This window comes from Lacimicrobium alkaliphilum (genome assembly GCF_002591895.1).
GTDB lineage: Bacteria > Pseudomonadota > Gammaproteobacteria > Enterobacterales > Alteromonadaceae > Lacimicrobium > Lacimicrobium alkaliphilum.
On sequence record NZ_NISX01000001.1, the window covers coordinates 397,729 to 421,268 of the forward strand.

At 48.8% G+C, this 23,540-nt stretch carries 20 protein-coding genes and 3 tRNA genes; 11 read left to right on the forward strand and 12 right to left on the reverse strand.

The genetic code is table 11. The features are described 5' to 3' along the window. The first annotated feature begins 10 nt into the window (after nucleotides 1-10). Nucleotides 11-3,850: a S8 family serine peptidase gene (locus CDA54_RS19895; protein ID WP_099033283.1), complete on the forward strand. Its 3,840-nt coding sequence runs from the start codon at nucleotides 11-13 to the stop codon at nucleotides 3,848-3,850. A 76-nt stretch (nucleotides 3,851-3,926) separates the two neighbouring features. Here the strand turns inward: CDA54_RS19895 and purC are convergent, their stop codons facing one another. The 3 genes from purC to dapA are packed head-to-tail and all read right to left on the reverse strand — an operon-like array spanning nucleotide 3,927 to nucleotide 6,660. Then, on the reverse strand, nucleotides 3,927-4,640 hold the full coding sequence (gene purC / locus CDA54_RS01820; RefSeq protein WP_099033284.1) for a phosphoribosylaminoimidazolesuccinocarboxamide synthase: 714 nt from the start codon (nucleotides 4,638-4,640) through the stop codon (nucleotides 3,927-3,929). A 19-nt stretch (nucleotides 4,641-4,659) separates the two neighbouring features. Then, a complete protein-coding gene (gene bamC, locus CDA54_RS01825) occupies nucleotides 4,660-5,769 on the reverse strand; it encodes an outer membrane protein assembly factor BamC (RefSeq protein ID WP_099033285.1) in 1,110 nt (369 codons plus the stop codon). 9 nt (nucleotides 5,770-5,778) lie between these two features. Next, a complete protein-coding gene (gene dapA, locus CDA54_RS01830) occupies nucleotides 5,779-6,660 on the reverse strand; it encodes a 4-hydroxy-tetrahydrodipicolinate synthase (RefSeq protein WP_099033286.1) in 882 nt (293 codons plus the stop codon). A gap of 167 nt (nucleotides 6,661-6,827) precedes the next feature. Here dapA and CDA54_RS01835 point away from each other — a divergent pair, with 167 nt between their 5' ends. Together CDA54_RS01835 and bcp are read left to right on the forward strand one after the other, a co-directional pair. Beyond that, a complete protein-coding gene (locus CDA54_RS01835; RefSeq protein WP_099033287.1) occupies nucleotides 6,828-7,352 on the forward strand; it encodes a glycine cleavage system transcriptional repressor in 525 nt (174 codons plus the stop codon). 26 nt (nucleotides 7,353-7,378) lie between these two features. Continuing rightward, nucleotides 7,379-7,843 (forward strand): thioredoxin-dependent thiol peroxidase, encoded by a 465-nt coding sequence (gene bcp / locus CDA54_RS01840; protein WP_099033288.1) that lies wholly within the window; start codon nucleotides 7,379-7,381, stop codon nucleotides 7,841-7,843. Between the two features lie 48 nt (nucleotides 7,844-7,891). Here the strand turns inward: bcp and CDA54_RS01845 are convergent, their stop codons facing one another. After that, nucleotides 7,892-8,986: an AI-2E family transporter gene (locus CDA54_RS01845; RefSeq protein WP_099033289.1), complete on the reverse strand. Its 1,095-nt coding sequence runs from the start codon at nucleotides 8,984-8,986 to the stop codon at nucleotides 7,892-7,894. Nucleotides 8,987-9,381: 395 nt separating this feature from the next. Between CDA54_RS01845 and bepA the strand changes: the two genes are divergently transcribed. Next, nucleotides 9,382-10,830, forward strand: coding sequence for a beta-barrel assembly-enhancing protease (bepA, locus tag CDA54_RS01855; protein WP_229748042.1), 1,449 nt, complete (start codon nucleotides 9,382-9,384; stop codon nucleotides 10,828-10,830). A 14-nt stretch (nucleotides 10,831-10,844) separates the two neighbouring features. On the opposite strand, the gene CDA54_RS01860 is transcribed toward bepA, so the two are convergent. After that, nucleotides 10,845-11,318, reverse strand: coding sequence for a TlpA disulfide reductase family protein (locus CDA54_RS01860; RefSeq protein ID WP_099033292.1), 474 nt, complete (start codon nucleotides 11,316-11,318; stop codon nucleotides 10,845-10,847). Between the two features lie 149 nt (nucleotides 11,319-11,467). On the opposite strand from CDA54_RS01860, the gene arsC reads away from it, so the two are divergent. The 3 genes from arsC to CDA54_RS01875 are packed head-to-tail and all read left to right on the forward strand — an operon-like array spanning nucleotide 11,468 to nucleotide 12,791. Continuing rightward, nucleotides 11,468-11,815 carry an arsenate reductase (glutaredoxin) gene (gene arsC, locus CDA54_RS01865; protein WP_099033293.1) on the forward strand — a complete coding sequence of 116 codons (348 nt, stop codon included), beginning with the start codon at nucleotides 11,468-11,470 and terminating at the stop codon, nucleotides 11,813-11,815. Further along, on the forward strand, nucleotides 11,815-12,405 hold the full coding sequence (gene wrbA / locus CDA54_RS01870; RefSeq protein WP_099033294.1) for an NAD(P)H:quinone oxidoreductase: 591 nt from the start codon (nucleotides 11,815-11,817) through the stop codon (nucleotides 12,403-12,405). Before arsC ends, wrbA begins: the two co-directional genes overlap by 1 nt. A 2-nt stretch (nucleotides 12,406-12,407) precedes the next feature. Next, nucleotides 12,408-12,791, forward strand: coding sequence for a DUF2069 domain-containing protein (locus CDA54_RS01875; RefSeq protein WP_099033295.1), 384 nt, complete (start codon nucleotides 12,408-12,410; stop codon nucleotides 12,789-12,791). 9 nt (nucleotides 12,792-12,800) lie between these two features. On the opposite strand, the gene hda is transcribed toward CDA54_RS01875, so the two are convergent. Together hda and CDA54_RS01885 are read right to left on the reverse strand one after the other, a co-directional pair. Then, a complete protein-coding gene (hda, locus tag CDA54_RS01880; protein WP_099033296.1) occupies nucleotides 12,801-13,499 on the reverse strand; it encodes a DnaA regulatory inactivator Hda in 699 nt (232 codons plus the stop codon). Further along, complete coding sequence (locus CDA54_RS01885; protein ID WP_099033297.1) at nucleotides 13,496-14,575, reverse strand: DUF2066 domain-containing protein; 1,080 nt, start codon at nucleotides 14,573-14,575, stop codon at nucleotides 13,496-13,498. The genes hda and CDA54_RS01885 overlap by 4 nt, the downstream gene beginning before the upstream one ends. Nucleotides 14,576-15,017: 442 nt before the next feature. Here CDA54_RS01885 and purM point away from each other — a divergent pair, with 442 nt between their 5' ends. The 4 genes from purM to fadE all read left to right on the forward strand — a co-directional run bounded on the left by purM (nucleotide 15,018) and on the right by fadE (nucleotide 20,247). Next, a complete protein-coding gene (purM, locus tag CDA54_RS01890) occupies nucleotides 15,018-16,055 on the forward strand; it encodes a phosphoribosylformylglycinamidine cyclo-ligase (protein WP_099033298.1) in 1,038 nt (345 codons plus the stop codon). Between the two features lie 3 nt (nucleotides 16,056-16,058). Then, complete coding sequence (purN, locus tag CDA54_RS01895) at nucleotides 16,059-16,697, forward strand: phosphoribosylglycinamide formyltransferase (protein WP_099033299.1); 639 nt, start codon at nucleotides 16,059-16,061, stop codon at nucleotides 16,695-16,697. After that, a complete protein-coding gene (locus CDA54_RS01900; protein ID WP_180237082.1) occupies nucleotides 16,684-17,379 on the forward strand; it encodes a DUF3108 domain-containing protein in 696 nt (231 codons plus the stop codon). The genes purN and CDA54_RS01900 overlap by 14 nt, the downstream gene beginning before the upstream one ends. A 405-nt stretch (nucleotides 17,380-17,784) precedes the next feature. Further along, on the forward strand, nucleotides 17,785-20,247 hold the full coding sequence (gene fadE, locus CDA54_RS01910; protein WP_099033302.1) for an acyl-CoA dehydrogenase FadE: 2,463 nt from the start codon (nucleotides 17,785-17,787) through the stop codon (nucleotides 20,245-20,247). Between the two features lie 250 nt (nucleotides 20,248-20,497). Here the strand turns inward: fadE and CDA54_RS01915 are convergent, their stop codons facing one another. The 5 genes from CDA54_RS01915 to CDA54_RS01935 all read right to left on the reverse strand — a co-directional run bounded on the left by CDA54_RS01915 (nucleotide 20,498) and on the right by CDA54_RS01935 (nucleotide 23,540). Next, nucleotides 20,498-21,325, reverse strand: coding sequence for a MipA/OmpV family protein (locus CDA54_RS01915; protein ID WP_099033303.1), 828 nt, complete (start codon nucleotides 21,323-21,325; stop codon nucleotides 20,498-20,500). Nucleotides 21,326-21,685: 360 nt separating this feature from the next. Continuing rightward, nucleotides 21,686-21,762 (reverse strand) — tRNA-Asp (locus tag CDA54_RS01920). Nucleotides 21,763-21,781: 19 nt separating this feature from the next. Then, nucleotides 21,782-21,858: transfer RNA gene (locus tag CDA54_RS01925), tRNA-Asp, on the reverse strand. Between the two features lie 29 nt (nucleotides 21,859-21,887). Beyond that, a tRNA-Asp gene (locus tag CDA54_RS01930) sits at nucleotides 21,888-21,964 on the reverse strand. A 199-nt stretch (nucleotides 21,965-22,163) separates the two neighbouring features. Then, entirely contained in the window at nucleotides 22,164-23,540 is a 1,377-nt protein-coding gene (locus CDA54_RS01935) for a TIGR03503 family protein (protein ID WP_099033304.1), read from the reverse strand.

Sequence of the window (23,540 nt, forward strand, 5' to 3'; positions counted from 1 at the left end):
GAGTAATAATATGAATTTCCCCCGTACGCTGCTCGTTACTGCCCTCAGTACCACATTTTTACTTACTGCTCCCGTGGTTGGCAGGGAAAGCAAAGTACCTTTACCTGCTGGCCCGGGTAAGTTTGTTAAAGAACCAGGACTCAAAAACGGCATTTATAATTACATTGTAAGGTTACACAGCCCCGCCGTAGCGGGTATGGCCAGCCAGCTAACACAGGCAAACAGCGAAGTAGAGACGCAAAAACAAGCGGCTCACCGGCGATTGGATATTCATGCTCCTGCTGCAAAAAGGCATGCAGCTTCGCTACGACAACAACAGCAGGATTTGCGTAACACGATTGACAGCCAGATCACCGCTGCAAAGATGGTAGCGGACTTTCAGTATGCCCTGAACGCAGTGGTACTGAGACTCACCCCCAAACAAGCCGCCAGAGTGGCCAGACTCCCTCAGGTTGCTTTTGTTGAGCGCTCTGAAAAGTTGTCTGTTGCAACGGATTCCAGCCCTGCCTGGACAGGTGCAGATCAGGTCTGGGAAGGGCAAAATATTTTGCCTGCCTATCAGGGTGAAGGAGTCATTGTAGGGATACTGGATACGGGGATTAATACCGATCATCCCTCTTTTGCCGAAGTAGCGGACGATGGATATCAACATCAAAATCCTCTCGGTGGATATCTGGGTGACTGTCAGACCAGTCCCGGACTCTGCAATAATAAGCTGATTGGCGTTTACAGTTACCAGAGGATCACTTCTCAATACGATGAATTTGCCCCTGGCACGCCAGAAAACGGCGAAGATCACAATGGTCATGGTTCACATGTTGCCGGAGCCGCAGCGGGTAATGTTTTGTTCAATGTTCCCTTATTGGATGTAGATGGCCAGCCCATGCCTGCTTTCACCTTTGAGCGTATTGCCGGCATTGCACCACGGGCAAATCTCATCAGCTACCAGGTTTGTGAGCCGGGAGAAGAGGATGATATAGGCTTTGCCGGTTGCTGGACAGACCTGGTCATTGAGGCCATAGAACAGGCCATTATTGACGGTGTGGATGTGCTAAACCATTCAATCGGAGCGTCTTCTGTCTCACCCTGGCAAGGCAGTAAAGGGCAGGCATTTCTGAATGCCCGGGAAGCAGGTATTATCATTGCCAACTCGGCAGGAAACAGCGGTCCTGATCCAGAGTCTGCATCTATCGACACGGCCGCTCCCTGGGTACTGACGGTGGCCGCCTACACGCACGACAGAGTATTTGGTACTAAGACATTAGGAGATTTTACCGGTGGTGACAGTGATGCCCCTGGTATTATTGAAGGTGAGGGAAAAACCACAGGGATCAGCGCAAAAATTGTTTATGCCGGTGATTTCAGTAATCCCAATGACCCGGGTGGTGACCCGGCACAATGTATAGAGCCCTTCCCTGCCGGTACGTTTAGCAAAGAGATCGTAGTATGTGATCGCGGTCAGATTGCCCGCGTGGATAAAGGTAAGCATGTTCAGGCCGGTGGTGCTGGCGGTATGGTGCTGGCAAATGTACAGGGAGACGCTGAGAATCTGGTGGCTGACAATCATGTCATTCCCGCCATTCATATTGATGCCATATCAGCGGACAGATTACGTAACTGGCTGGCCAGCGGCACTGGTCACCGGGCAACCATCAGTGTCAGTGAGATAGGTTCTGATCCTGAGCTTGCCAATATTGCTGCCGATTTTAGCTCCAGAGGTCCGAACAACCAGCTGGATGATGTGATTACCCCCAGCCTGGCCGCGCCAGGAGTGGAAATCTGGTCAGCCTACGCAGACGATCAACCCGAAGGTTTCAAGCAGTTTCCCGACCCGGCGGATTATGCATTTTTAAACGGCACTTCCATGGCTGCACCGCATGTTGCCGGCGCGGCAGCATTACTAAAAGGAATGCATCCGGACTGGAGTGCAGCCCAGATTCAATCTGCGTTGATGCTCAGTGCCAACCCGGTAACGTTCAAAGAAGATGGTCTGACCCCTTCAGATCCCTTTGATATGGGCTCGGGTATGCTTAATGTCAGTGCGGCTGCCGAATCAGGCCTGATCATGGATATCAGTATTGCGCAATACCAGGTAGCAAACCCCGATGCAGGAGGAGATCCAAAGACCCTGAATATGCCATCGATGGCCGACAGTGCCTGTTTCGGCACCTGCAGCTGGTCGCGCATCGTTGAGGGAACCCAAACAGATTCATGGTCGGCTCAGATTATCAGCGATTCTGCACAGTTGACGTTCAGCGTCAGCCCAAATTCATTCTCAATAAACCAAGGCGAGCAACAACAGCTAGAGATTGTTGCCAATAGCAGTAATGCCGAACAAGGAACGTGGCAATTTGCTTCATTACAGCTCTCCTCTGCATCGGGTCAGTTATTAACCATGCCTGTCGCGATAAAACCTACGTTAACAACACTGCCTGAAACGTTAGTGATTGAAGCCCGGCGGGATGCCGATTCCGTATTAATTAACAATGTGCAGAGCCTGACTATCGATGAGCTGACAGTGCGCTCATATGGTCTTAGTGTTGCTCAGACTACACAAGGTACCATCACAGAGGACAGCAACAATGAAGACGTATTTGACGATCTCAGCGATGGCGTGGAATCTTTCAGCTTTACGGTACCCGCTAACGCAAAACGCTTTGTAGTAGAACTGACACAAAGCCAGGCCCCGGATTTGGATTTATGGGTTGGCCGGGATGAAAACAATGACGGTATGGCCCAGGAAGAGGAGCTCATCGAGTTGAGCGCGAATTCATCTGCCATTGAAAAAGTTGATTTAACCCTGCCTGACCCCGGAGAATATTGGGTCCTGGTGCAAAGCTGGCAAGGTAGTGGCAGCCCCAGCGACGCTTTCACCCTAAACCATGCCATTGTCGATGGCAGTGAAGCAGATAGTCTGATGATCAGTGGCCCCGAGTCTGTGGAGCAGCAGCAAGTCTTTTCATTGCAGGTCGCCTGGGATCAGCCGATGAGTGACAATGACAGAGTTTATGGTGCCGCTGATTTAGGCACGACACCGGATCTGGCTGGCAACCTGGGCCTGTTGCTTGTTGACATGATCAGACTCGAGGATGATGTGACACTAGTACCGTTGTCTGCTCAGCGCGTATTCCCCGGAGAGGAGGTAGATTATAAAATCAATGTCGCGGCCAATCCCGGTCCACAGAGCAGAGCCTATGTTATTAACGCCACAATACCTGAAAACGTAGAAGTAAAAACACAGAGTATCAGCGGCGACTTTACTCTTACAGAAAGCGGAATACGCTGGCAGCTGAATAAAGTGGCTGGCTCAGATAATCGCAGCAGTCTGAATTTTACAGTACAGGTTGATGAAGAGCACAGTGGCGGACCCATCGATATTAACCTGAGTTCGCAATTACCACAGCGAGAAAACACCAGAGAAGAACAACATCAGCCAACGCAGCGGGTTGAAGTTGAAGGGCCACCAGAAGTACTCATCAACAATCAAACTGAAGCCACAGTTTCGGCTACGTCGGGGGATTTAGTCACACTGATGGCAACTGCCAGCGATCCCAATCAGGATCCATTAACCATTAGCTGGCAACAAACTTCCGGGTCAGCGGTGACGTTCCAACAAACGGTCTTACAGCCCGCTATTCGTATGCCTGTGGTCAGCAGCTCAACCGTATTAGGCTTTCAGATAACCGTCACGGATACAGCGGGGCTCAGCAGTCAGGCGAGCGTCTCGGTTACGGTAAATCCGGAACCGGCTCAAAATAGCAGTGGTTCAGGTGGCGGGAGCCTGTTTGTCAGTCTCGGTGCACTACTGTTATTGACGCTGCGCAGAACACACACAGCCGGGAGAGCATAGAAGCTTATTAATAAAAAAAGCAGAGGCTGGATAACCAAGGCCTCTGCTTTTTTATCGCTATCGAATAGATCCAGCGCTAACTCAGTGTAATACCAAGGCGGGCAGAGACTTCTTCATAAGCCTCTACCACATTTCCCAGCCCCTGGCGGAAGCGGTCTTTATCCAGTTTTTTGCGCGTTTCTTTATCCCATAAGCGGCAACCATCCGGGGTGATTTCATCACCCAGCGTAATCTTGCCATCAAACAGACCGAACTCCAGTTTGTAATCAACCAACAACATTCCGGCGTCGTCAAACAGCTTCCTGAGTATCTCATTAACCTTAAAGGTAAGGGTTTTCATTTGCTCAATATGAGATTCCTCAGCCCAGCCAAAAGTACGGATATGAGACTCATTGATCATGGGATCGTGCAGTGCATCGTTTTTAAGGAAAAACTCGAAGGTTGGCGGAGTCAGCTCCGTACCCTCTTCAATCCCGAGGCGTCGACAAATAGAACCTGCAGCAATGTTTCTGACCACACACTCTACAGGAATCATCTCCAGTTTTTTAACCAGAGAATCGGTATCAGACAGCAGCGCCTCTACCTGAGTGGGCACCCCAGCCTGCTCCAGCTTTGACATGATAAAGTGATTAAACTTGTTATTAATCATCCCTTTACGCTCAAGCTGTTCGATCTTTTCACCGTCGAAGGCTGATGTGTCATTACGAAAGTGCAATACAAGGCGGGACGGGTCTTCTGTTGTAAAGACCGTTTTTGCTTTGCCCCGATAAAGTTCAGTTCGCTTTTCCATTCAAAGGTTCTCTTAAAAGTTAAATATCCAGGTTATTGGCAGCCATCGTGTCAGAGAATGGCTGGAAAATACCCGATAACAAGGTTTCGGAAAGGTTATTGCTGTCATTATCCATAAATGTAATGGCTACCTTGTTGTTGTCGACCCGGGTCATACGCAATCGGTATTCCTGCTTATCCAGTGGCAATCCTTCGTCATCGCCCCATAAACCATCCCACCAACTACTCTCGCCGCCCTCATAAGAAACAAATAACAGCCCGGCAGTTTTATCCAAATCTTTTACGTTAAAACCCAGCTTTCGCAACACCAGTTGCATGCGGGTCCAGGCGATATCATAGTCACCTTCAACCACAAACGCCGGTTCACCTTTTGCGTTGGTTCCCATTGCCATGTTCATACCTTCGCGAATCTTTCTGACCTTGCGAATATCGGCAACCTGCAACTGCTGTTGATAATGGCCAATTACCTGATTGAGTATATCTACCTCATTGCGGCGAATCGCGTCATCATTCAATTCTGATGCTGAACGTGTCTTGTCTCCTACCGTTTCCAGGTAGTCTTTAAGTCTCACTTTCAACGCCGCCGTGCGGCCATGGGGCTTAACATCTAGCTTAAACTCGAAACGCTTACCCACACTGCGCTCGGTGGTAGTCCAATCGAACCAGCCACTGTCGACTTCTGTTTCCATCAGCATCCAGTCTGTCACCAGAGTGCCTTCTTCTTTGTCGAATGAATCAACTCCGATACCCTGCTGTTCAAAATAGCTGATCAGACTCCCCCACACAGAGGTATCCAGAGGCTGACTGTCGTCGACCTGATCGAAATAAACAGTGGCATTGCGCTGGCCTTCTTCTATGTGCGAGCCTGTAACCATTGGCAGAACCAAAGCCGGTGACAATACCTGTAAGTCTTCACCCAGCAAATCCGTTGGCGCATTCGGCCCCAGTTCAGGAATCTGATATTCGCGGCTCTGTGCCGGCGCTTTTAACCCATCCGGAACCTTTATTTTCTGTCGATTATCTTGCTTTAAATACTCAAAATTGTCATTGGCAATGCGTCGCTCATGTGGGGTTGAACAGGCCGCCAGCAAAACCAGTGGCGAGAGTAAAAGCAGAGAATGTCGAATCATGGCAGCTCCTCAGGAAATTAGGCCGATATCATGTAACACAGCTTCGATAGTATTTTGGCTGGTGAGTTCCGGCTGAACCATTGGCAATCTCAGTACCGGGCTTGGAATCAGGCCCATTCGATACAATGCCCATTTTGGCATAACAGGATTTGGTTCGATAAATAGCGCCTGATGGAGCGCCTGTAATGGCTTATCAATCTGTAGCGCTTGATCACGTGCCCCGCTAACAGCAGCCTTGCATAACTTGGCCATCATCGCAGGTACTACATTTGCGGTAACAGAAATCACTCCCTGCCCGCCCTGTAACATAAATTCACAACCAGTGGGATCGTCTCCACTTAGCAGAATAAAATCTTCGGGTACCAGCTGTTTAAGTTCCTGCAAACGTTTCAGGTCCCCGGTCGCATCTTTAAGCCCGACGATGCGCGGATGCGCCGCCAACACTGCAGTGCTCTGCGGTGACAAGTCAGCCACAGTGCGGCCAGGTACATTGTACAGTAAAAGCGGTAATTCACAGGCATCGGCCACTTTTTCAAAATGTGCAACCATACCCCGCTGTTGCGGCTTGTTATAATATGGCACCACACTTAGTAAGCCATCAGCGCCCACCTCGGCGGAAGCCTGACTCAGCTCAATTGCTTCATCAGTAGAGTTAGCCCCACTGCCAGAAATGACTTTGATACGACCGGCAGCATACTCAACGATTTTTTTGACAACATGGATATGCTCATTCATCGGCAAGGTAGCCGACTCGCCAGTGGTACCCACGGCGACCAGACCGTCGGTGCCGGATTCAACGTGGAATTCGACCAGCTTTTGAAGAGATGGATAATCAACGTCGCCGCTTTCTGACATCGGCGTTACAAGCGCTACGATACTGCCTTTGAACATTATTGCCCCCGGAAAATTAAGCGCCCAATGGTAAAGAGGTCAGGTGTTAAAAACAAGCTGCAATTATGTTCCCGTTTCAGCAGAAACAAATCCCTACAAACGGATCGATAGAGAAATACCAACATTATGATAGACTTGCCGACCTTCAGACACGAATTCGACAGCTTATGAAACATCAACTCATTGTCACCATCCTAGGGACCGACAAAATAGGTATTCTCAGCACCCTGGCGGCTACAGTTGGTGCGTGTCACTGCAATATTCTAGATAGCCGCCAGGCAGTCTATGGTCAGGATTTTTCATTGACCATGATTCTGGAGGGAACCCAGGGTGCCATCGCCAAGGCTGAATTTCAGATACCACAGGTATGTCAGCAGCATGATCTGTTGTCAATGATGAAACGTACCAGGCAGCATCATCGTCAGGATCTTGTGCATCTGGCCGATGTTGAAATATCTGGTCGCGACGCCTTAGGTGTGATCCATGATATCACTGCGTTTTTTGCAGAATTCGATATTACCGTCACGGCCTTTCGTCAAAACACCTATAGCGACAAAGATGGAGACGCCGAAATGATGACCTGTAAAATGGTAGTCAGCATGCCCAAAGAGACGGATATTAATACAATGAGTCAGGCATTCGCGTCGCGTCTTAACGAACTTAACTTACAGGGCACCATTATACCCAAATAAGCCCGTATCCAAACACAGAGGTTATTATGAACAGAATTGAAGCCGGACAACCGGCACCACAATTTACCTTACCGGATCAGAATAACAACAATGTCACCCTGGCTGATTTGAAGGGAAAAAAAGTATTGGTGTATTTTTACCCTAAAGCCATGACGCCAGGCTGTACCGTTCAGGCACAAAATCTGCGCGATAACAAAGCGGCACTGGATGAGCAAAATGTCATAGTGCTGGGAATCAGCCCGGACCCGGTAAAGCGCCTGCCCAAGTTTATCGATAAGGAATCACTGAACTTTACGTTACTATCCGATGAGGATCACAACGTTGCCGATGCGTTCGGCGTTTGGGGGCCGAAAAAGTTTATGGGCAAAGAATATGACGGTATTCATCGCATTAGTTTTCTGATTGATGAACAAGGTAATGTAGAAAAAGTCTTTGATAAATTTAAAACCAAGGACCATCACCAGGTGGTATTGGATTACCTGCAAGCCTGACAATATAAAGGGTCTGTGACTGTGTTCACAGACCCTCAGAATACTTGTTTATACCTGCTCTGTAAGTTTCGCGGGTTCCTGAGACTGGATACTTTCATTACTACCAGACCATGCATTGAGTAGCGCTTTGACCAATGTAGCCAGTGGGATAGCAAAAAATACCCCCCAGAATCCCCACAACCCTCCAAAGAACAGTACCGCAATAATAATATACACAGGATGTAAGCTCACAGCCTCTGAAAACAGGATCGGCACGATAAGGTTGCCATCAAGAGCCTGAATAATCCCGTAAGCTACCATCAGATACCAGAACGGCGGCGTAACCCCCCATTGAAACAACGCCACAGCCGCCACAGGAAAAGTCACCACTGCCGCTCCGATATAAGGAATCAGCACTGAAAACCCGACCAGCACTCCCAACAACAGGGAATAACGCAGATCCATCAGCGCAAAGGTTATTGTACTCATGGTACCAACAATCAGTATTTCCAGAACTTTTCCGCGTATATAGTTAATAATCTGCGAGTTCATTTCCAGTGACACCTGTTTTACCAAACGACGATCACGGGGCATGATATTTGAAATATTAGTAAGCAGTTCATGCTTATCCTTAAGCATAAAAAACACCATCAGTGGTACCAGTATTAAATAAATCAACAGCGCCACGATACTGACAATAGAGCTGAAAGAGGCGCTGATAATATCCTCACCTAACCCCACGACTCTTTCATTGACACCTTTAAGAGCATTATTAATATCAGACTGAACCAGAAAGCCGGGATACTTGTCGGGTAATGAACTCAGCCATATCTGCGCTTCAGACCAGATTTGTGGCAGTTCTATCAGCAGATTAATGGCCTGACGCCAGACAACGGGCAATAACCCCACCAGGGCCAGCGCACTAAGACCGGTAAAAAGAATCAGAATCAAAGTGGTAGCCCAGGTCCTGCCGAGCCCTGTTCTGACCAGCTTGCTTACCGGCCATTCCAGCAGGTAGGCAACAACAATGGCGACCAATACCGGTGCCAGCATTTCACCCCAGAACACAAAAACCGCAAATGTTGCGAGTAAAAACAGCAGCAAAGCAACGGAGGCCGGGTCGGAGAACTTTTGCTTATACCAGTTGCTAAACACCTCTAACATTGGGGTTCCTTGAAAATAAGTTGATAGTGATGCTGTGTTCCTGTTGTTTGAATTAACTGTAACCTTATCTGTTGTTGTTCCAGCCAGCTCAACACATCCTGATTATCGGCCGAGCCGGCTTTCAGGATCAAGTAAAGCGGCTGTTCGGTGTGCTGCAGGTGCAGCCATCGTTTGAGCTCAAGTAAGGACAAAGGGCAGGATAAATCAGACAAGTCCAAAACACACAATGTCACAGGTTCCAAACCAGAATACAGGCCTGCATAGTACCCTATTTGCCGGTTTTAAACATTGGTTTGCGCGCGCCAATGAGGTATTTTTACTATTTATCAGGCGCATGGCTGAACTTAAACAGGTCATTTGTCTCAAAGCCTATCCAGATTCTGATGAGTGGTAAGATGTTTAGAGCGGTTCTTCTTTGTCTCAGTTGTATAACCTTTACCGTACCGGCTCAGGTAAGGCACGATTCCGATAAGAATACATTACCAGAGATCGGGGTGGTTGCCTCCAGTGCCATCAGTATTGATAAAGAGAAACTGATCGGTGAAGTGCTGATGCGCCAGTTACGTGCGCAGGCCCCCATTATCAATGACCCATTGATCGAAGAGTATATTCAGGATTTGGGTAACCGCCTGGTCGCGCAAGCGGATAATGCTAAGTTTCCCTTCCGGTTTTTCCCCATAAACAACGATGCCATTAATGCCTTCGCCTTTTATGGTGGACATATTGGTGTTCACACCGGATTACTGGTAAAGGCCGACAGTGAAAGTGAGCTGGCATCCGTTGTAGCCCACGAAATAGCGCATGTTACCCAACGCCATATCGCCCGTAGCATGGAAGCCCGTCAGAATGCATCGCCATTACAGGTTGTATCCATGTTAGGAGGCATTTTGCTGGCATTGGCAAACCCTGAAGCCGGAATGGCTGCCATCAGCGCGGGACAGGCTGCAGGGCAACAGGCGATGATCAATTACACCCGCAGCAATGAAAAAGAAGCCGACAGGGTTGGTATTGAAATTCTTGCCAGAGCGGGCTTTGAGCCTCAGGCTTCTGCGAGCTTCTTCGGTAAGCTGGCCGCTCAGTATCGCTATGTTTCCAAGCCCCCGGCATTTCTGATGACACACCCCTTACCCGAGTCCAGAGTGGCAGATATGAAAGCCCGGGTAGGCAATTACCCTGCTGCCCGGCGTCCTGAAAGCCTCGCCTTTCAGTTGGTCAAAGCCCGGATTCTGGCGAGATATAGCCTGGACAGCAAACAACGGTTGGTGCATTTCCGGGACAGACTCGAAAATGCCCGTACGGAGATAGAAGTAAAAAGTAGTCAGTACGGATTGGCTCTGGCATTACTGGCCGATGAGCAATATGTTGAAGCCAACGGTATAATTGCGAAACTTCTGCAGGAAGATGAAGAAAACCTTTTCTATATTGATACCTTTACCGACATCTCACTGGCCACAGGGCAAAATGAGCAGGCCATCTCGCGTCTCTCTTCACTGCTGAAAACCCAGCCAAGAAATCGGGTGCTGGCATTAAATCTGGCTAACGCTCTTATTCAGAATAAAGAATACAATCGCGCAGTAAGCCACCTTAAAGACTATTTACTGGTAAATCCGGATCATTTACTGAGCTATCAATTGCTGACAGAAGCCTACGGGGAAAGTGGCCAGAAAATGGAAATGCATCAGGCTCGTGCAGAAGTCTATGCGCTCAATTCAGCCTACACCAGAGCGGTGGATGAACTTAAAACCGCGTATAATTTCACTCAAAATAGTGTAATTGAAAAGCAGCGGATACTAGCCCGGATTGAACAGATGCGTGAGGCCGAGACCCGTCTGAATAAGCTCTGATATCTGCTGCCGGGTTATTCTTTCAGGCGCGTTACTATCTCCAATAGCAGATCCGCTTCCTGCTCACCCATCAATTGGCGAACCACCTTACCATCGGGCCCTATTATATAGGTCGCGGGTAAACTATTGGGTCTTTGGTTAGGCATTTTCGGTGCAGGATCTGCAAGGATTACCGGGAATTCAATAGCGTATTTTTGCACCAGTCCGGCCAGATCATCTTCTGACAATCTGTCATAACTCATACCCAGCAGGGTGATATCAGTCTCTTTTGTCATCCCGGCAAAATGATTTAATTCAGGTAACTCGCGCAGGCAGGGAGCGCACCATTCAGCAAAATAGTTCACCACGACCCACTGCCCCTGATAATCATCCCAGCGGTGTTTTTCACCGTCCAGGGTGACAAAATCACTGGAAAACCATTGACTTACCGCCACACCCGTTGTCAGAGCCAGAACCGCTGCCAGGGTAATAAGAATTTTTTGCCGCAAACCAGAGTCCTCTTTTTACATACTGCAATGCGATTGAATTCAGTTTCATTTTAAATTCAGGCAATCATACCAATCTTTATCTTAAGATGTGTTCCATTTCCTGCCTTTTGCTATCATGGCGTTTTGACACAACTCAAGGGTGATTCAGCATGTCACAAATTCAGATTCTACATAACCCCAGATGCTCAAAAAGCCGGCAGACACTGGCTTTGCTTGAAGACAAAGGCATTCAACCAGAGGTTATTCAGTATTTGAAGACCCCCCTTGATAAAAATCAGTTAATCAGTCTGAAACAAAAGCTTGGCGTTGATTCTGTGCGTCAGATGATGCGCGTAAAAGAGAGTGTCTACAAATCTTTAGAGTTGTCTGAGGCGAGTGAACAGCAACTCCTGGAAGCGGTAACGGAAAACCCCGTCTTGCTGGAGCGTCCTGTGGTAATTAATGGGGACGACGCCAGAATCGGCAGGCCCCCTGAAAAGGTACTGGAAATACTCTGATGAGTTATATACTGGTTTTGTATTACAGTCGCAATGGAAGTACCCGGAACCTGGCCTGTAAAATCGCTCAGGGCGTCGAGCAAATGGGATTAGAGGCTCGCTTGCGCACTGTGCCTGAAGTGACCACTAAAACGACTTCTGTAGCCGCGCCAGTACCGGACAGTGGTGATCCTTATGTGACCCTCGATGAACTGGAAAACTGCCAGGCCCTGGCGCTGGGCAGTCCGACGCGATTTGGCAATATGGCGTCCGCCATGAAACATTTCTGGGATGGTACCTCGGCACTCTGGCTGGCTGGGGCATTATCCGGTAAACCGGCCTGTGTCTTTACCTCAACAGGCAGCCTGCATGGAGGCCAGGAATCCACGTTGCTCACGATGATGATCCCCTTACTGCATCACGGTATGTTGCTCATGGGGACACCTTATTCGGTACCAGAGCTGAACAGCACCGATTCAGGTGGCACCCCCTATGGACCCAGCCATCAAGCGGGAATGCAGGGTGACAATAAACTCACCCGGGCCGAACAGGCTATCTGTCTGGCCCAGGGCAAACGACTTGCAGAAGTTGCTGCAAAACTAGGAGTATAACCTTGTCTGCAAAAACACGTTTTTTCCGACAACTGGCCCTGATTTCTTATCTGTCATTGCTGCTGTGGGTGGTCCTGTGGCATTTCCTGTTAGGGGAAGATGTTGGGTATTCAGTGCTTTTCATCACCTTGATGTGGATCTTGCCATTGTTATTTCCCCTTTCAGGGATCCTTAAAGCCCGACCCTACACTCACGCCTGGGCCAACTTTGTGTTGATGTTTTATCTGCTCCACGGGCTGACAGCGGTGTATGCCCTTGAAAATGAGCGAATTTATGCGGCAATTGAAATAATACTCGCCTCTGTGGCTTTTATAGGTTGCAGTTTTTTCGCCCGCTTGCGTGGCCGTGAACTGGGTTTAGGATTAAAAAAGAAGCAGGCCGACTGAATCCTGTAGTTAAAGATCCAGTACTTTCTTCACAAAAGGTATGGTGAGCTTATGACCGGCTTGTAAACTGGACACATCCAGTTTCTCCAGCACGCTCATCAGTGTTGGCATATCTCTGTGGCAGTGAGTGATCAGAAAACGCGCTACTTCCGAGGGCATCATCATACCGCGCCGGTATGCTCTCGCCTGCAGCACGTCTGAGCGCATATCATCAGTCAATGGATGCAGATGAAAACTCAGACCCCAGCTTAGTCTCGAGCGAAGATCTGCCAGCGCCAGGGGTACTTTTTTGGGGCCCTGAAGCGCAGAGACCACTAACCTGCAGCGCCCCTGCTCCCTACCCCGGTTAATCAGATCGAACACGGCACGTTGCCAATCAGGCTTGTCCTCCAGTAAATGAATGTCATCCAGGCAGACGTAAGCCATCTGTTCCAGACCGACCAACATTTCCGGTGCAAGCTCAGTGTCATTTTTAAATCCCACGTAAGCACAGGATTGGTTTCTGTCAGCAGCCAGGTTACACAAGCTATATAACAAATGACTTTTACCCTGGCCGTGCTCACCACTGATATAGGTAAGAAAAGGACGCGCCGGCGAATCAAACCAACTGGTCAGATGGCTTACTAATTGCTGGTTCTCACCGGCATAGAAGCTCTCAAAGTGTTCGTCGTCAGGCAGTTGAACCGGCAAGTACAACTGTGAACTCATAGTTCTACCCAGTTGAATTGTAATGTTTCCATTGGCTGACCAAACTGATCCCGCTGTCGCTGAATTCTGTTTTCAAGGCCAATGGCATTAATTAACCCCTGTTCACTACCGGATAATCTCACCTTAAAGATCCCCACCCGTCCGGAGAGTTGCTCCAGTGACACATGAGAAACAACTGACAGGCTTTTTAAAATCCGGATTATCTTAACGTAGACGCTGAGATCCATAACATTATTGAACTGCAATTCAATCAGGCTCGCGCCTGGCTCATTGTCCTCACCAACAAAACTGCTGGCCAGAAGATCCGCATGCACTTCAAGCAATTTCTCCAGCACATCATTCTTTTTTTCTGCGCTGAGCGTTCCTTCTAACTGCTCTCCCTGCATGACATAGTTCCAGTCCAGTTGCCACTGGAAATCCGCCGATGACGGGGCGTCAGTTTCAGCCACATTTATCTGATAAAGCCTGGCACTCAGCATGGCTTCAACGTCATAACGTTCGCTGGCTTGCAATAGCTGACCGGTAAAGCGACCCCAGACATCAAACACACCTACACGATTCAGATCCTCTATATCCAATATCGGGAAATTAATCACAATACCGCGGCGACGAGCTGTTTCCAGCATCACCACCGCTTCCTCAGATAACAACTGCTCTGAGATCAGGTGGCGGTCATGGTTTTCGGGGTTTTCTATAGCCAGCCAGATAAGGGTTGAGGGACGCCGATTCCCCCAGACAGAGTATCCGCCGGCACGGATAAGGTCATTGATTTTATCTGCATCAAAATTAGCAATGAAGTAGCTTTGCCCTTTTTCATTCTCAAAACGATACTGGCGAATAAAATCCTCTGCCTGATCCAATTTTGATCGGATGACCTGGCTTTCCAGCACATCGTTATTGCCTTTAACCTTCACCAGCACCTGTGCCATCGCGTCTCTGGATGCCTTTTGCTGAACTCTGATGGATTGCTGGGCAATAGGCACTCTGGCCTCATACAATCCCTGTACCAACGCAGCATGCACGGGAAGGCTGAGCAAACAGATACACCCCACCAGCATCGTCCAGATCGTTTTCATAGCTCTCTCTTCTCTGCGGCCTGTTTATCTTTCATAATTGTCTCTGTTGAGTGAAAAACCGGTTCATCAGGGCAGTAGTAAACCCGTTTACCCTTATTAAGTAATCTGTGGCACAGAGTAACCGATTTTCATTCTCAACCCATAGGGCCGGGGCTAATTTCTTATCAGACAGCGCTATCAGCCACTTATTCAGGCCACTAAACGTTATAACTGTATCCGTAACGTCCCCAAAACAGCCACCAACGTAGTCTACAGATTAAATAAACACTGACCCTGGCGATTGACGGCCTTATTGTCTTTGAATTGGTTGCAGATTTCATCCTAATTTATTTTTCACCAATATCGGCGCTCGTTCATAACAGGCCTGTTTTGTGGATACCCAACAGGGTCTGAAACTGATAAAATCGCCGCAAAATTTTTTGCCTATCAAATGAGGACAGCCGTGAGCGATTCCAAGCCCTCCCTGAGTTATAAAGATGCCGGTGTGGATATTGACGCCGGAAACCAGTTGGTCGAACGTATAAAGAGCGTGACGAAAAAAACCCACAGACCAGAGGTGAAAGGTGGACTGGGTGGTTTCGGAGCCTTGTGCGCTATTCCACAGAAATACAAAAATCCGCTGTTGGTATCAGGTACTGATGGGGTCGGCACTAAACTCAGGCTGGCCATGGATCTGGGGCGTCACGATGGTGTCGGTATCGATTTGGTAGCAATGTGTGTCAATGATCTGATTGTTCAGGGTGCTGAACCGCTGTTCTTCCTTGACTACTATGCTACCGGAAAGCTGAATGTGGATAACGCCACACAAGTGGTAGCCGGAATCGGTAAAGGCTGTGAACTCTCCGGTTGTGCCCTGATAGGCGGGGAAACTGCAGAGATGCCTGGTATGTATCATGGCGATGACTATGATATAGCCGGTTTTTGTGTGGGTGTAGTGGAAGCCGATGATGTTATTGATGGCAGTAAAGTCGCACCGGGAGACAGTCTTATTGCCCTGGCTTCCTCCGGCCCTCATTCAAATGGCTTCTCACTGATCCGTAAAATCATTGAGGTCAGTGGTGCGAGCACAGAAGCAATGCTTGAAGACAAACCTATTGCAGAGCATCTGCTTGAACCCACCAGAATTTATGTCAAACCGGTACTGAAACTGATTCAGTCTTTACCGGTACATGCCATCTCTCATATTACCGGCGGTGGTTTCTGGGAAAATATCCCGCGGGTATTACCCGATGAGGCCAAAGCGATTATCGATGGCAGTAGCTGGCAATGGCCAGCCATTTTTGCCTGGTTACAACATCAGGGCAACGTGACGACCCATGAAATGTACCGGACCTTTAACTGCGGCGTGGGTTTATTGATCGCAGTACCCGCAGAAAAAGCGGATGAAGCGGTGCAGCTGTTGCTGGACGAAGGTGAGAACGCCTGGGTAATAGGAAAAGTCGCTCCTGCAGAAGGTGGTAGTCAGGTAGAGATCCGCTAAGCCATGAATTCAATTGTTGTACTGATATCCGGCAATGGCACAAATTTACAGTCCATTATAGACGCCACTGAAAAGCAGCAGATCCACGGCCGTATTACTGCGGTTATATCCAACAAGGCCGACGCATACGGACTGACCAGAGCCGAACAGGCGGGTATACAGAGCATTGTTGTCAGCCATAAAGACTATGCGGATCGGTCTGATTATGATCAGGCGCTGATGAAAGAGATTGATCGCTTTCACCCCAGGGCGGTCGTTCTTGCCGGGTTCATGCGAATTCTGAGTGCTGAGTTTGTCGGGCACTACCAGGGCAGAATGTTCAATATTCATCCTTCCCTGCTGCCCAAATATAAAGGTTTGCATACGCACAGGCGAGCTCTGGAAGCACAGGATACTGAGCATGGTGCCAGTGTACACTTTGTCACTCCTGAGCTGGATGGCGGGCCCGTTATACTGCAGGCGAAAGTGCCGGTATTTGAAGATGACACAGAAGCAGAACTGGCTGAGCGCGTGCGACAACAGGAACTTTGTATTTATCCTCTAGTCATAAAGTGGTTCTGCGAAGACAGGTTAGTATTACAGAATGGAAAAGTTTTACTCGATAACAAGGTTGTTCCACCGCAGGGCTATGCTGCGGACTAGTGCACTGGCAGGACTTTTGTTCTGCCAGATGGCGTGCGCGTTTTCACTGACCCCTTTCAGTGCTGAATATAAAGCATACCGCTCGGGTATGGAACTGGGTACGGCAACCCAGAATCTGAGTAAGAATGATGCCGGTGAATACACACTGCGCTTTGAGTCTTCCGCATCATTTTTATTTTTGTCAGATAAACGCAGTGAAACCAGTGTTTTTAATGTAAACGAAGACGAACTACTGGTACCACAGCATTACCGTTATAAACGTACCGGCACAGGCAAAGATAAAAACACAACCATCCGCTTTTCTGCATCGGACAACCAGATAGTCGTCAATCAGGACGAGGTCATACCCTGGCAGGATGAGACCGACAATCAGCTTTTTCATCTGGATATCAGACGTCGGATCGCATCAGGGGAGAGCCGCTTCACTTATAGCACCATCAATGAAAAGGGTAATAAAGACGAAGAAACCTTTGCTGTAACGGGCAAGGAAAGGCTCACCCTGCCAATGGGAGAGATAGACACCGTCAAGCTGCACAAAGTCAGAGAAAACAGCAAAAGAGAAACCCTTATCTGGCTGGCTCCACAGCTGGATTATCAGATGGTGCGCCTGCAGCAGCTAAAAGACGGTAAAGAGCAGCTGGATATTCAGTTGAACACTTATAGTCACAACAACAAAAAGTGACAATTCAGTTAGCAATAAAATCTCGCTGCTAAGCTTTACCCGGCTCTGGGTTTCTCACAAAAAGCACATTACAGGGCCCATTTCAGCCTCCCACAATAACCTGCCAGAAAGATTCCGATTACTTTTGAGAAACCATTGATCACTGAAGAAACGCCATTAGACAGGCCGTTCTCATTCACCCTGCGCTGAACTATATGTCGCAATCCGGTTATTACTGTATCCGTTGATGTTGCATCGTTTGAGTAACCTTTAGCCATCACTGATCCTAGCTGTTCTGAAACAGCTATTATTAGAGACAAGATTTTTGTTCTGTCAGATGGAGTTTTGTATCCAGGGACTTGACCTTTAGTCATAAAAAGCCTATTTTCCTCACATCTGGTCAGACCTCTTACAAATGGAGTAATCATGCAAACTACATTCTGGCTATTACTGGTACTCATCGGGTTAGGCGTTGCCAGTTACTGGCGCCTTAAGCTTTCTGTCACCACCATGGCCTTAGCTGCAATACTCGCTATTGGCTCGGTAACAGGGGGAGTTGGGCTGTTTTCGTGGATTGTATTTCTGTTGCTGGCACTGCCGCTGAATATCAGCAATATCCGCAAAACCTACATAACGGCTCCAATCCTTGCTTTATACAAGAAGATCATGCCGGAAATGTCCCGTACGGAGCAGGAAGCCATTGATGCCGGAACGGTCTGGTGGGACGGCGACATATTCAGCGGTAAACCTGACTGGCAAAAACTGCATGCCGTACCCAAAGCGCGTCTGAGTGCTGAAGAACAGGATTTTCTGGACGGTCCGGTTGAAGAAGCGTGCCGCATGGCCGATGAATGGGAAATCAACCACACCCGTGCCGATTTACCTCCTGAATTATGGCAATACCTGAAAGAGAATAAGTTCTTCGCCATGATCATCAAAAAAGAATATGGCGGCCTTGAATTTTCTGCTTACGCACAATCCCGTGTGCTTCAGAAACTCTCCGGCGCAGGCATTGTGCTGGCCTCCACTGTGGGTGTACCTAATTCATTGGGCCCGGGGGAGCTGCTACAGCATTATGGTACTCAGGAGCAAAAAGACCATTTTCTGCCGCGCCTGGCAACAGGTGAAGAGATCCCCTGCTTTGCCCTTACCGGCCCTGAGGCAGGTTCAGATGCTGGCTCCATTCCGGATACCGGTGTAATCTGTAAAGGCGAGTGGGAAGGTAAAGACGTTTTAGGCATGAAACTGACCTTTAACAAGCGCTACATCACGCTGGCGCCGGTGGCCACTATCGTGGGCCTGGCATTTAAACTTCAGGATCCTGAAGGCTTGCTGGGTGAAGAAAAAGAGCTGGGTATTACCTGTGCACTGATCCCTGCTGATCTCAAGGGACTGGATATTGGTCGTCGTCATTTTCCACTGAATATTCCGTTTCAGAATGGCCCTATTCGTGGTAAAGACCTGTTTGTGCCTCTGGATTTTATCATTGGTGGTCCGAAAATGGCCGGTCAGGGCTGGCGTATGCTGGTTGAATGCCTGTCTGTGGGTCGTTGTATTACCCTGCCCTCAAACTCTGCCGGCGGTTCCAAAACCGTGGCACTGGCCACAGGGGCTTACGCCCGTATTCGTCGTCAGTTCAAATTACCCGTTGGTAAAATGGAAGGGGTCGAAGAAATGCTCGGGCGCATCGGTGGTAATGCCTACCTGATGGATGCGGTAACCAGCATGACCACTAAGGGCCTTGATATCGGCCAGAAACCCTCTGTCATTTCCGCTATCTGTAAATATCATCTGACCGAAAAAATGCGCCAGGTGGTGAACGACTCCATGGATGTGCATGGTGGTAAAGGTATCATTCTGGGCCCGAATAACTATGTGGGGCGTGGCTATCAGGGCGCGCCTATTGCCATTACCGTTGAAGGGGCAAATATTCTGACCCGCAATATGATGATTTTTGGTCAGGGCGCAATGCGTTGTCACCCCTATGTGCTTAAAGAATTGTATGCCGCACAGAATACTGACTCCACTGAAAGCCTGAAGGAGTTTGATCAGGCCCTGTTTGGTCATATTGGTTTTGCCATCAGTAACTTCCTGCGCAGCCTTTGGTTCTCGCTGACGGGCGCCAAACTGGCCGGCAGCCCCTATAAAGATGAAACCAAAAGATATTATCAGGGTATGGAACGACTCAGTTCTAACCTGGCCTTTCTGACCGACATTTCAATGGGTGTACTGGGTGGTGAGCTTAAACGCCGTGAACGGGTTTCTGCCCGCCTCGGTGATATTCTCAGCTATGTTTATCTGGGCAGCGCCGTACTTAAGCGTTACGAGGATGAAGGGCGTCAGAAGGCAGATTTACCGATGGTTCATTGGGCCATGCAGGACAGCCTCTATAATGCCCAGTTAGCCATGGAAGAATTACTGGATAACTTCCCTTCCAATGCCCTGGGCAAAGCGCTGAAACTGATTGTAATGCCATTTGGCAAAAGCTTTACGCGCCCTTCAGATAAACTCGATCATCAGATTGCCAATATTCTGCAAACCCCATGTGAAAGCCGTGACAGACTCGGCCAAGGGCAATACCTCAGCCGTGAAGAGAGCAATCCCTTCGGCCGGCTGGAACAGGCCCTTGATGATGTGCTGGCTTCAGAGCCCCTGTACGACAAGGTGTGTAAAGCGGCGAATGAGCGCTTCCCCTTTGTTCAGCTGGACAAAATCGCTGACAAAGGCCTGGAGCTGGGTGTACTGACCGAGCAGGAAGCCGAATTGCTCAGACGCACCGAAACACAGCGCCTGGAAACCATCAATGTGGATGACTTCGACAGCGAAGAGCTGATGGCCGATAAAAGCCTGTTGCAAAAAGACAAAAAAAAATCGGCCAAGGCCGCCTGATTCAGATTAACAGCTCAGGGTAAAACCAAACGCTAAATGACAAAGCCAGTCAGGTATCTGACTGGCTTTTTTATGTCCAGGGATGGACGGTATGCCGAAAATGTCAGGAACATTTTTTCGGCGATTTCGTACCGTCCATGGTACTCCCCGCTACGCGGGCCAGCTAAAGCTGTCCTAAAATTCTCCTGGAATTTTAGTGTCCAGGGATAGATGGTATGCCGCTCACTTTCTGAACAAAAATATACACGCTCTAGAATACGTAAATAAAGCCGATGCCGATTTCGGCCTCGTAGTTACTACGAGCGATTGGACTATCCCGCACCTCACTGCCAAAATACTCAAAAAGTGCTTCGCCGTAGATCTGCCAATTATTATTGATGTAGTGGCGATAATTGTAATCAATGCCAACCGAGCGTAGTCCACCGCTGAGCGTGGTCTCTCTTAAGCCGGATGCCGCCGCCTGGCCCTGGTCTATGCCGAAACCTTTGTTGGCGTATTCACTGTCGTGAAAGACCGCAACAAAGTTAAGTTCAGAGCCGGTGCCGTCGAGTTGGTCGCCGAAGCGGCGGCCCACTCCAAGCAGGCCAAGATTTCCGTCACCACCTGTTACGGCACGACCAACCAGCCAATAGCGCCAGTCAGAATCGAGCGCGCGACGTGCTTGCAGCACGAGTTCAGCGCCTTCGTCCTGATTACCAAGCCCATCCAACCGGCCGTCGTCGGAATCATTCTCTTCACGGCCCTCATCGAAGCCCACGGCGGCCTCTAATAGCCAGGTATCAGCGCGAAGACCACGCCAGCCGAGTGCTTCACCGGCAAAGTAGAAAATATTGTCACCTTTGCGCCACTGCACTGCGCCAGCAGGCTGAACTTCCAATCCAAATTCATCCGATCCTTCGTAGGCGGTTTCATATTCAACCCCTAAACCCAGCCCGAAGCTCCAGCCATCCCTGCCTCTGGAGAAGTCGTCAACTGAGGGCAAAGGCACTATCGCTGTATTTTCCTCCTGCGCTAATGCGGTTGGAAGGAAAAAGCTCTGGATAAAAATGACCGATAACAAGCAGTTAAGTTTTTTCATATAAATCCCACTCTCGTTTTACCTGAGGCAGCTTACTGCCCCAGATCAGCTAATCTGTGCCAGTTATAAGCGGGATTTCATTAAAGAGATCACACAGAAGCGCATTTTTTATATCTCTACAAAGTAGACATTTGATTAAAATTCTAACGACACGCCATAAGGCAGACTGGATATCGGAATCATACTGGCAAACTCCTGTGACTATCAGAAGATACCAGTTTGGTGGATCAGGTTAGTGAGACGAAGGTAGGATTGCCGGACGGTTATTACAAAGAGAGAGTAAAACATCAGAAATAAAACAGATGATGGCCATGTTATGGCGGATATAACTTAAGGTATATTGAGGACTAAGAGAGACTGTGGCGGAGCGGACGGGACTCGAACCCGCGACCCCCGGCGTGACAGGCCGGTATTCTAACCAACTGAACTACCGCTCCGCTGAATCTCTTTGTGTGTTGGCGGAGCGGACGGGACTCGAACCCGCGACCCCCGGCGTGACAGGCCGGTATTCTAACCAACTGAACTACCGCTCCAACACAAATAATGGGACCTAGATAAGAAATGGCGGAGCGGACGGGACTCGAACCCGCGACCCCCGGCGTGACAGGCCGGTATTCTAACCAACTGAACTACCGCTCCACTTTCTTATATAAATCAAACAGTTAAGACATAAAAGCAAGGCGCTCATCCCCAACTGCGGCGCAGATGATACGGTTTACCCCTGAGTGAGTCAACCACTTTTTCCGGTAAAAAACCTCAAAACGGCGCTCTGGCGCGCCGTTTGCAGCATTATTAATCAAACTGGATGTTTTCCGTTCAGTTAAATGCCGCTACTTCATCAGGAAGCTGAATCAGCGTCAGCAACTTTGGCCGCTGTTTTCTTCTTACTGAATCGTGACAGTAGCTTAGTCAGCGGGTTCGTTAGCTTTGTTTTAGCAAACATAAAGTACCAAATCAGTCCGCCGCCTATCAGCACCAGAGCCAGATTGGCCAGCATAATAATAAGCCAAAGCTTGCTATCACTAATTCCGGTTTCATCTTCCATTACCTGTGGTGGCTGGTTCATGGCTGTTAACTCGGCACTGGCACGGGCTTCCAGATCCACATTTTCAGTACCTTCACCAGCACCCGCTTCAGGTTGCGCTTGTACAGGAGGTTCTGAAAGAAAGCTGAATTCCGGAACATCAAGGATGAAATCTCGGCCATTGGCAGTTTTACCATAGGCAGTCATTTTTATTCTGAAAACACCGTATTCGATATTGAGTATTTCCTGCACTCTGGCCTCATCTGAGCCTTCAGGTACAGAAAAACTCAGAACATCCCCATTGGGATAGCGAATCTTGCCATCCACCAACAGACTTTTAATATCCACCAGCTCCCTGTCCACATCAATAATCAGATCATGACGGCCATCACCCTGATCCTGCTCCACCGACAATTTTACAGGATTAGGTAACAACACCAGCGGTGGTCCCTCTTCTTCACGGGTAAACATAGCGGTGGTGGTTCGGTATAATGGTTTCCACTGTCCCTGGGGAATATTAAGATTAAACTGGCCCGTAAAAGTACCATCCATGGGGTATTCATCCATGCCCATGCCATTGTCTTCATAGCGGGCCACCAGCTCAGTCTCTGCACCGAAATTAGTGAATTCAGGGTTGTTGGTACTGATAAATTCAACACTCAGTTCTACCGCATTACCAAATTCCACATATTCAATCGGTTCTCCACCGTTGGTCAGGCTTGCGCTCAGCTTGAGCACCTCACCAGAGAACAGCAGTTCAGGTAACGGTTCGGCCTGGAGTTGAATATCACTGACCACCATAATCTTGCTGTCTGGCAGAAGTTGTCCAACAGCCTGCCACGGGCCTGGCATAGGTTGTTTAATCCTGACCAGATCATAGGTGGAATCGTCATACCACTGTATTTTATCGCCGGAGTCGCCGTCGTACGGATGGATTTTGCTACCATCAGGGCGAACTAATACTACAGGGGCAGAACCATATTCACGAAAGAACACCAGGGTTATTTCGTCAACTTTGTAATCAATACGAAAGCGGTTATTGAGCAACTCGATACCATTAAGGTACTCATCGGAAGACAGCATAGAAATAGGGTTCGGTGGTTGTTCAACCGTCGCAGGCTCATCGGGTTGCTGAGCCTGGACCGCTGACATCACCGTCAGCGCCATAAATAGACTTAAGTTTTTAATCAT

Coding starts and splice junctions, on each gene's coding strand:
- purC (WP_099033284.1), bottom strand. CDS start 4,640: ATGGAAAAGCGAACTGAACTTTATCGGGGCAAAGCAAAAACGGTCTTT.
- purN (WP_099033299.1), top strand. CDS start 16,059: ATGAATTCAATTGTTGTACTGATATCCGGCAATGGCACAAATTTACAG.
- bamC (WP_099033285.1), bottom strand. CDS start 5,769: ATGATTCGACATTCTCTGCTTTTACTCTCGCCACTGGTTTTGCTGGCG.
- dapA (WP_099033286.1), bottom strand. CDS start 6,660: ATGTTCAAAGGCAGTATCGTAGCGCTTGTAACGCCGATGTCAGAAAGC.
- CDA54_RS01935 (WP_099033304.1), bottom strand. CDS start 23,540: ATGATTAAAAACTTAAGTCTATTTATGGCGCTGACGGTGATGTCAGCG.
- CDA54_RS19895 (WP_099033283.1), top strand. CDS start 11: ATGAATTTCCCCCGTACGCTGCTCGTTACTGCCCTCAGTACCACATTT.
- CDA54_RS01835 (WP_099033287.1), top strand. CDS start 6,828: ATGAAACATCAACTCATTGTCACCATCCTAGGGACCGACAAAATAGGT.
- CDA54_RS01845 (WP_099033289.1), bottom strand. CDS start 8,986: ATGTTAGAGGTGTTTAGCAACTGGTATAAGCAAAAGTTCTCCGACCCG.
- arsC (WP_099033293.1), top strand. CDS start 11,468: ATGTCACAAATTCAGATTCTACATAACCCCAGATGCTCAAAAAGCCGG.
- CDA54_RS01900 (WP_180237082.1), top strand. CDS start 16,684: ATGCTGCGGACTAGTGCACTGGCAGGACTTTTGTTCTGCCAGATGGCG.
- CDA54_RS01885 (WP_099033297.1), bottom strand. CDS start 14,575: ATGAAAACGATCTGGACGATGCTGGTGGGGTGTATCTGTTTGCTCAGC.
- wrbA (WP_099033294.1), top strand. CDS start 11,815: ATGAGTTATATACTGGTTTTGTATTACAGTCGCAATGGAAGTACCCGG.
- bepA (WP_229748042.1), top strand. CDS start 9,382: ATGTTTAGAGCGGTTCTTCTTTGTCTCAGTTGTATAACCTTTACCGTA.
- CDA54_RS01915 (WP_099033303.1), bottom strand. CDS start 21,325: ATGAAAAAACTTAACTGCTTGTTATCGGTCATTTTTATCCAGAGCTTT.
- bcp (WP_099033288.1), top strand. CDS start 7,379: ATGAACAGAATTGAAGCCGGACAACCGGCACCACAATTTACCTTACCG.
- hda (WP_099033296.1), bottom strand. CDS start 13,499: ATGAGTTCACAGTTGTACTTGCCGGTTCAACTGCCTGACGACGAACAC.
- fadE (WP_099033302.1), top strand. CDS start 17,785: ATGCAAACTACATTCTGGCTATTACTGGTACTCATCGGGTTAGGCGTT.